The sequence below is a fragment of the Brevundimonas sp. genome (genome assembly GCF_023259385.1).
Taxonomy (GTDB): domain Bacteria; phylum Pseudomonadota; class Alphaproteobacteria; order Caulobacterales; family Caulobacteraceae; genus Brevundimonas.
The window spans coordinates 1-6818 of the sequence record NZ_JAHFPF010000199.1 but is presented as its reverse complement, the minus strand read 5'-3'; the positions used below and the strand labels follow the sequence as shown (position 1 = coordinate 6818).

The following is a 6818-nucleotide window of genomic DNA, read 5'->3' as shown; positions in this document are numbered from 1 at the left end:
CGGGCGGCGCGCCTGTTCGGAGGGTTGCGGCTGGACGGAGAGCGGAACGGTCAGCTCCGCCGGAAACACCGCCGGGATCAGGTGCGCGCGGGGGCGATCCGCGGCCTGGGGCCGCGCGGCGCCCCCGGCCTGGCGCTCGGCCTTCGCCGCGGCGGAGGGCGGCGTCGGCGCGTCGAAGCGGGGCGACGGCATGAGCGTCAGGTTGATCACCGGCGCGGCCCCTCCGATCAGCTCAGGCGCCGCCTGCAGGCCGAACAGCGCCAGCCCGCCCACGTGCGCAGCCGCGACCAGCGCATAGGCCAACACATGCCCGCCCGGCGTGGCGGTCGTGCTCTGGCGGGGGCGGAAGGACATGAACGCCGCGAACCGGGTGAAACAGGGGCTCGCCTAATATCGATAATCACTCGCAAAGACCAGCCGGCGCGGCCTTTTCGCGGCCTGGGCGCCGCCGTTCAGTCTGCCGGACTCCAGCCTTCCTGCACCGGCTCGACGCGGAAGGTGTCGGGCGTCCGGCCCGTGGCGGCGTCCGTCAGGGTCAGCGAACAGCGCGTCCCCGCCTCGTTGGGCGACACGACGTAGCTATGGCCCGCCGCCGGCACGAAGACGAAATGCGAGCCGCAGAAGATCATGGTGACGCCCGCGGTCCGCTCGGTCTGCAACTCGAAATACATCGGGACGCCGGCCGCGATGACCTCGGGCTTGTCATAGGCGAAGAGCAGTCCGCCGGAGATGTTCGCCCGCCGCGACCACTCCGCGTTCGACACCATCAGCTCGGCGTGATCAGCGTCGGTCAGGGCCCCGCGCGTCAGCGCGATATGGGCGGTTGGCGCGCCTTTCGGCGCGACATAGGTCGGCGTGCAGGCGGCTGCGCCCACAGCGGCGATCAGCACGACCGCGGCGATGAGTCTGGACATGTGGTCGATCCCCCGATTGCTCTCTCCGGAGGGTAAGCAGACCGCCGTTCGCCCGGCAAGAAACGCTAGAGAACGTCCAGCACCGTTTCCTTCGGCCGCGCCAGCACCGTGCCTTTCGGCGTGCGGACGAACGGCCGTTCGACCAGGGTCGGATGCGCGACCATGGCCGCCAGGATGGCGTCGTCAGAGACGCCCGCCTCCAGCAGGCCCAGTTCGCCGATCAGCGCCCCAGCCGCCTCGCCCTTGGTCCGCATCGCCTCACGCGGGGTCAGTCCCGCCTCGGCCAACAGCGCCTTCAGCCCCTCGGCCGTCCAGCCGGTCTTCAGGTACTCGATCACCTGCGGATCCTGGCCCGCGTCGCGGATCATCTGCAGCACATTGCGCGAGGTGCCGCAGTTCGGATTGTGGAAGATGGTCACGGTCATGGGCGGCCTTATAGCCACTTCGTCGATCTTTTCACCGCCCACCGGTTGCGATTGTCGCACCCCGACCGCATGTGGCCCCGATGACCTCCCCCACGCCCGACGCCGCCCCGCCCGCCGCCAAGGGCCCGGGGTTCCCCGAGTTCGTCTGCCTGATCGCCATGTTCATGGCGCTGAACGCGCTCGCCATCGATTCCATGCTGCCGGCCCTTCCCAACATCGGCGAGGCGCTCGGCGTGGTCACCGAAAACAGCCGCCAGTGGGTCATCACCGCCTATCTGCTCGGCTTCGGCGGGGCCCAGATCGTGTACGGCCCGCTGGCCGACCGCTATGGCCGCAAGCCGGTGCTGATCGCGGGCCTGCTGATCTATGTCGTCTTCGCCGTCGCCTGCGCCTTCGCCCCGAATTTCGGCCTGCTGATCGCCGCCCGCGTCGCGACCGGCATCGGCGCGGCCGCCACCCGGGTGCTGGCCGTGTCGATCGTGCGCGATCGCTACTCCGGCCGGACCATGGCGCGGGTCATGTCGCTGAGCTTCCTCGTCTTCCTGGGCGTGCCCATCCTGGCGCCGACGGTCGGCCAGCTGATCCTGACCGTCGCGCCCTGGCCTTGGGTCTTCGGCGTGCTGGCTGTGTTCGGGGCGGTCGTCCTGACCTGGGCCGCGATCCGCCTGCCCGAGACCCTGCATCCGGAAGACCGCCTGCCCATCAACGCCCGCCGCATCGCTGGCGCTTTCCGCGAGGCCGTCACCAACCGGGTGTCCATCGGCTACACCCTGGCCATGACCTGCATCACCGGGGCGCTGTTCGGCTTCATCAACTCCAGCCAGCAGATCTTCTACGATGTCTTCAAGGCGCCGGAGCTGTTCACCACCATCTTCGCCGCCATCGCCGGCGGCATCGCGGTGGCCAGCCTGCTGAACTCGCGCTTCGTCGAGAAGCTGGGCTCGCGCCTGATCTCCCACACCGCCCTGCTGGGCTTCATCGCCATGGGCGTGATCCACAGCGCCGTGAACCTGAGCGGCCACGAGTCGATCTGGACCTTCGCCATCCTCCAGGCCCTGACCATGTTCTGCTTCGGCTTCATCGCCGGCAATTTCGGCTCCATGGCCATGGAGCCCATGGGCCATATCGCGGGCACCGCCTCCTCGGCCCAGGGCTTCATCTCCACGATCATCGGTTCGCTGATGGGCTTCGCCATCGGCCAGTCGTTCAACGGCTCGGCCACTCCCATGGCGCTGGGCTTCACGGTCATGGGCGTTCTGGCCCTGGTCTTCGTCCTGATCGCAGAGCGGGGCCACCTGTTCCGCGCCAAACATCTGACGCCCGTCGCGCGCGCCTCTTGATCTTTTCGCTGCGCCGGGGCGTTGTCCGGCCAGCGAAAAGAACACGGCCTCGATACGCCCGAACGGCGGCGGGCCACAGGAAGGACGCACCATGATCCGGACCCTCGGCCTCGTCTCCGCGCTCGCGCTCGCCACCGCCCTGGGAGGATGCGCCATGACCGCTTCCGGCTCCGACATGCCGCCCCTGCCCGCCTCGGCCACCGCGCCGATCCAGTACGTGCGCGACGTCCACTCCTACGCCCGGCCCGAGATCGCCCACGTCCGCCACGTCGCGCTGGACCTGGCCGCGAACTTCCAGACCAACACCCTGTCGGGCACGGCCACCCTCGACATCCAGGGCGTGCCCGGCGCGACGGAGGTCATCCTCGACGTCCGCAACCTCGACATCCGCACCGTCACCGACGGCTCGGGCGCGGCGCTGCAGCACAGCACGGGTCCCTCCGATCCGATCCTCGGCCAGGCCCTGACCGTGCGCTTCCCGGCGCTGGCCGCCGGTGCGACGCAGAAGGTCGTGATCGGCTATTCGACCCGCCCGGACGCCGCCGCCCTGCAATGGCTGACCCCGGCCCAGACGGCGGGCGGCCGCAAGCCCTATATGTTCAGCCAGGGGCAGGCGATCCTGACCCGCACCTGGGTTCCGACCCAGGACAGCCCCGGCATCCGCCAGACCTGGGACGCCCGCATCGTCGCGCCGGCCGACCTCAAGGTGGTGATGAGCGCCGAGACCCTGACCACGGACGGCGAACCGGTCGAGGGCGGCAAGGCCTGGCGCTTCCGCATGACCAATCCGGTCCCGCCCTATCTGATCGCCGTCGGCGTGGGCGACGTGGACTTCGCCGCTATCGATGAGCGCACCGGGGTCTGGACCGAGCCGTCGCGCCTGCGCGCCGCCCACGATGAACTGGTCCCGACCGCCCGCATGGTGGACGTGGCCGAACAGCTCTACGGCCCCTACCGCTGGGGCCGCTATGACCTGCTGGTCCTGCCGCCTTCGTTCCCGTTCGGCGGCATGGAAAACCCGCGCCTGACCTTCGCCACCCCGACCATCATCGCCGGCGACCAATCGCTGGTGTCGCTGGTGGCGCACGAACTGGCGCACAGCTGGTCGGGCAACCTGGTGACCAACGCCACATGGGCCGACTTCTGGCTCAACGAAGGCTTCACGGTCTATTTCGAGAACCGGATCATGGAGGCCCTGTACGGCCCCGACCGGGCGCTGATGCTGCAATCCCTGGGCTGGGGCGACCTGCAGACGACGCTGGCCGACCTGCCGCCCGCCGACACCCGCCTGAAGCTTGAACTCGACGGCCGCGATCCGGACGAGGGCCTGACCGACGTCGCCTACGAGAAGGGCGCCGCCTTCCTGCGCACCATCGAGCGCATCGTCGGCCGCGAGCGCTTCGACGCCTGGCTGAAGGGCTATTTCGAGCGCAACGCCTTCCGCCCGATGACCACCGAACTGTTCCTCCAGGACATCCGCGCGCATCTGGTGACCACCAAGGCGCTGGAAGACCAGATCATGATGGACGCCTGGATCTACCAGCCGGGCATGCCGTCGAACTGGCGGCCGCCGGTATCCAACGCCTTCGTTCCGGTCGATGCGGCGGCGCGGGCCTTCGCCGCCGGCGGCCCGGCCTCGGCCGTTCCGTGGGCGAACTGGTCGACGCAGGAGCGCCAGCGCTTCCTCGCCTGGCGTCCGCCCGTGCCGCCGGCCAGCGGCCGCTGGTTCTCGGACGCCCAGCTCGCCGACCTGGAATCGACCCTGCACCTGAAGACCGAAGGCAACGCCGAGGTCCTGTTCGCCTGGCTGCAGATCGCGGTGCAGCACCGCTACCAGCCCGCCGTGCCGACGCTGGAGCATTTCCTGACCACCCAGGGCCGCCGCAAATTCGTGCTGCCGCTCTTCACCAGCCTGTGGGCCCAGTACGAATGGGGTCGCCCCATCGCCACCCGCATCTACGCCCAGGCCCGTCCCGGCTATCACCCGGTCACGACCAACTCGGTCGACGCCGTCGTGGGCCGGCCGAACTGAACAAAGCCTCTCCCTCCCCTTCTGGGGAGGGTGGCTCGCGAAGCGAGACGGGTGGGGAACCGAGCGCTCGGATACGAACCCCACCCTGTCGTCGCTATGCGCCGACATCCCTCCCCACTTCGGGGGAGGGAGAGGGACCCACGAAGCTGTGTCCGGCGCCACCTTGGCTTCACCGCCCCGCGACACTAGGTTCCGCCCCACAAGATCGGCCTTCGCCGACACCCCTTCAGGAGACGCCACATGACTGACGCCGCCCGTATCGATCAGGACAATCCCCTCGGCGTCGACGGCTTCGAGTTCGTCGAATTCACCGGCCCCGAGCCCGAGGCCATGGTCGCCCGCCTGGAACTGATGGGCTTCACCCGCACCCACGTGAATCCGGCCAACAACGTCGTCCGCCTGAAGCAGGGCGACATCACCATGCTGGTCAACCTGTCGCCCAAGGGCCAGGCGGGCGAGTTCGCGACCGATCACGGTCCGTCGGCCAACGGCATGGCCTTCCGCGTCGCCGACGCCAAGGCCGCCTTCGAGGGCGCGCTGCAACGCGGCGCCCGCAAGGCCGAAGGCGTCGCCGGCGGCGCGCTGGGGAACGACTACCCCTACATCCTGCAGGGCATCGGCGGCTCGCTGCTCTACGTCATCGACCAGTACGGCGAGAACGGCTCGCTCTACGACGCCTGGGACGAGATCGAGGGCTGGGAAGAGGCCGAACGCAAGAATTCGATGGGTCTCGAGATCCTGGACCACCTGACCCACAACGTGCGTCGCGGCGAGATGCGCACCTGGTCAGGCTTCTACGGTTCGGTCTTCAACTTCGAAGAGCAGAAGTATTTCGACATCAAGGGCAAGGCCACCGGCCTGTTCTCGCAGGCCATGATCGCGCCGGACCGCGCCATCCGCATTCCCCTGAACGAAAGCCAGGACGACAACTCCCAGATCGAGGAGTTCCTGCGTCGCTACAACGGCGAGGGCATCCAGCACATCGCCCTGACGACCGAGAACATCTTCGAGACCGTCGAGGCCATGAAGGCGCGCGGCGTGGCCTTCCAGGACACGATCGAGACCTATTTCGAACTGATCGACAAACGCCTGCCCAACCACGGCGAGGACGTGGAGCGGATGCGCAAGAACCGCATCCTGATCGACGGTTCGGACGAGGAAGGCCTGCTGCTGCAGATCTTCACCCAGGACACCTTCGGTCCGATCTTCTTCGAGATCATCCAGCGCAAGGGCAACGAGGGTTTCGGCAACGGCAATTTCCAGGCCCTGTTCGACTCGATCGAGCTGGACCAGATCCGTCGCGGCGTCATCAAGGTCGATGCCTGAATGAAGGTGCGGCCGCCCCACTGGCTGCCCTGGCTCGGCCCGCTCCTCGCGGCCGTGGTCGGGGCGCTGGCGGGCGAGTTCTGGCTGGGCGGCGGCTTCTGGACGGTGCTGGCCGCGGCCCTGATCTGCGGCTTCGCCCCCATCATCGGCTACCGCATCTGGAAGTGGCGCTGGCACCGTAAGGGGTAGTCTTTAGCGGGGGGCCGCATGATCCGCTGGATTGCTCTGGGCGCATTGTGTGCGTTGACCGCTTGCGGGCGAGAAGAACCGCTGCCCGTCGGTGTGAAGCGGCCACAGGCCGCCGCGGCCTGTCAGGTTCCCACGCCATCGGGCTTGGCCGCGGACAGTCTCTATCGGCTGGCGCAGGAACTTGACGCATCCGTCTGTGAAGAGGCGCAGGGTTCGACCTTCATCTTCCCGGTGAACCAATCATGCGATGAGGAGACGATCGGGCAGACCCCGCAGGCGCGCAGGATCAGCCTCGAAGACGCATCAGCCAAACTCCAGGCCTGCAATCTGGCCGTCGGCGAGCGCCCACCGGCCGGCGCCTTTACCACCCTCATCAAGCTGAAGGACGCGCATCCCTCCGATGGGCGGATCAGGGATGCCGACATCCGCCTGCATGACATCGCGCGGCGGGTCCCACTCGGAGCGGCGAAGCTGCAGATGCAGAACGGCGTGGCCTGCTTCCAGTACGACGACGCGCCGGCCTTCCGCCGCAAGCTCGCAGCGCTCGAACGGTATCTGCCCAAGGGCGCGGTGGTAGAACATCTCGACGGCA

8 protein-coding genes are annotated in these 6818 nt (G+C 68.3%); 5 read left to right on the top strand and 3 right to left on the bottom strand.

Annotated features, from left to right (window positions below; all coding sequences use genetic code 11):
- From Q0C81_RS14095 to arsC, 3 genes are all read right to left on the bottom strand, one after another.
- Window positions 1-354 (bottom strand): hypothetical protein (locus Q0C81_RS14095; RefSeq protein ID WP_291839177.1); only part of this gene is annotated, 354 nt, incomplete at its 3' end.
- Between the two features lie 98 nt (window positions 355-452).
- Window positions 453-914, bottom strand: coding sequence for a hypothetical protein (locus Q0C81_RS14090; RefSeq protein ID WP_291839174.1), 462 nt, complete (start codon window positions 912-914; stop codon window positions 453-455).
- Between the two features lie 65 nt (window positions 915-979).
- Window positions 980-1339, bottom strand: coding sequence for an arsenate reductase (glutaredoxin) (gene arsC / locus Q0C81_RS14085; protein WP_291839170.1), 360 nt, complete (start codon window positions 1337-1339; stop codon window positions 980-982).
- An 80-nt stretch (window positions 1340-1419) separates the two neighbouring features.
- On the opposite strand from arsC, the gene Q0C81_RS14080 reads away from it, so the two are divergent.
- The 5 genes from Q0C81_RS14080 to Q0C81_RS14060 form a co-directional block, all read left to right on the top strand.
- On the top strand, window positions 1420-2679 hold the full coding sequence (locus Q0C81_RS14080) for a multidrug effflux MFS transporter (protein WP_291839167.1): 1260 nt from the start codon (window positions 1420-1422) through the stop codon (window positions 2677-2679).
- Between the two features lie 91 nt (window positions 2680-2770).
- Window positions 2771-4711, top strand: coding sequence for a M1 family metallopeptidase (locus Q0C81_RS14075; RefSeq protein WP_291839165.1), 1941 nt, complete (start codon window positions 2771-2773; stop codon window positions 4709-4711).
- A 240-nt stretch (window positions 4712-4951) separates the two neighbouring features.
- Window positions 4952-6037, top strand: a complete 1086-nt coding sequence (gene hppD / locus Q0C81_RS14070; protein WP_291839162.1) for a 4-hydroxyphenylpyruvate dioxygenase — start codon at window positions 4952-4954, stop codon at window positions 6035-6037.
- A complete protein-coding gene (locus Q0C81_RS14065) occupies window positions 6038-6226 on the top strand; it encodes a hypothetical protein (RefSeq protein ID WP_291839156.1) in 189 nt (62 codons plus the stop codon).
- Window positions 6227-6244: 18 nt separating this feature from the next.
- The coding region (locus tag Q0C81_RS14060; RefSeq protein WP_291839154.1) for a hypothetical protein at window positions 6245-6818 on the top strand (574 nt) is incomplete at its 3' end.

Bases quoted from the DNA above. Each gene is read 5' to 3' on its own strand.
- Q0C81_RS14090 (WP_291839174.1), bottom strand. From the start codon at position 914: ATGTCCAGACTCATCGCCGCGGTCGTGCTGATCGCCGCTGTGGGCGCA.
- arsC (WP_291839170.1), bottom strand. From the start codon at position 1,339: ATGACCGTGACCATCTTCCACAATCCGAACTGCGGCACCTCGCGCAAT.
- Q0C81_RS14080 (WP_291839167.1), top strand. From the start codon at position 1,420: ATGACCTCCCCCACGCCCGACGCCGCCCCGCCCGCCGCCAAGGGCCCG.
- Q0C81_RS14075 (WP_291839165.1), top strand. From the start codon at position 2,771: ATGATCCGGACCCTCGGCCTCGTCTCCGCGCTCGCGCTCGCCACCGCC.
- hppD (WP_291839162.1), top strand. From the start codon at position 4,952: ATGACTGACGCCGCCCGTATCGATCAGGACAATCCCCTCGGCGTCGAC.
- Q0C81_RS14065 (WP_291839156.1), top strand. From the start codon at position 6,038: ATGAAGGTGCGGCCGCCCCACTGGCTGCCCTGGCTCGGCCCGCTCCTC.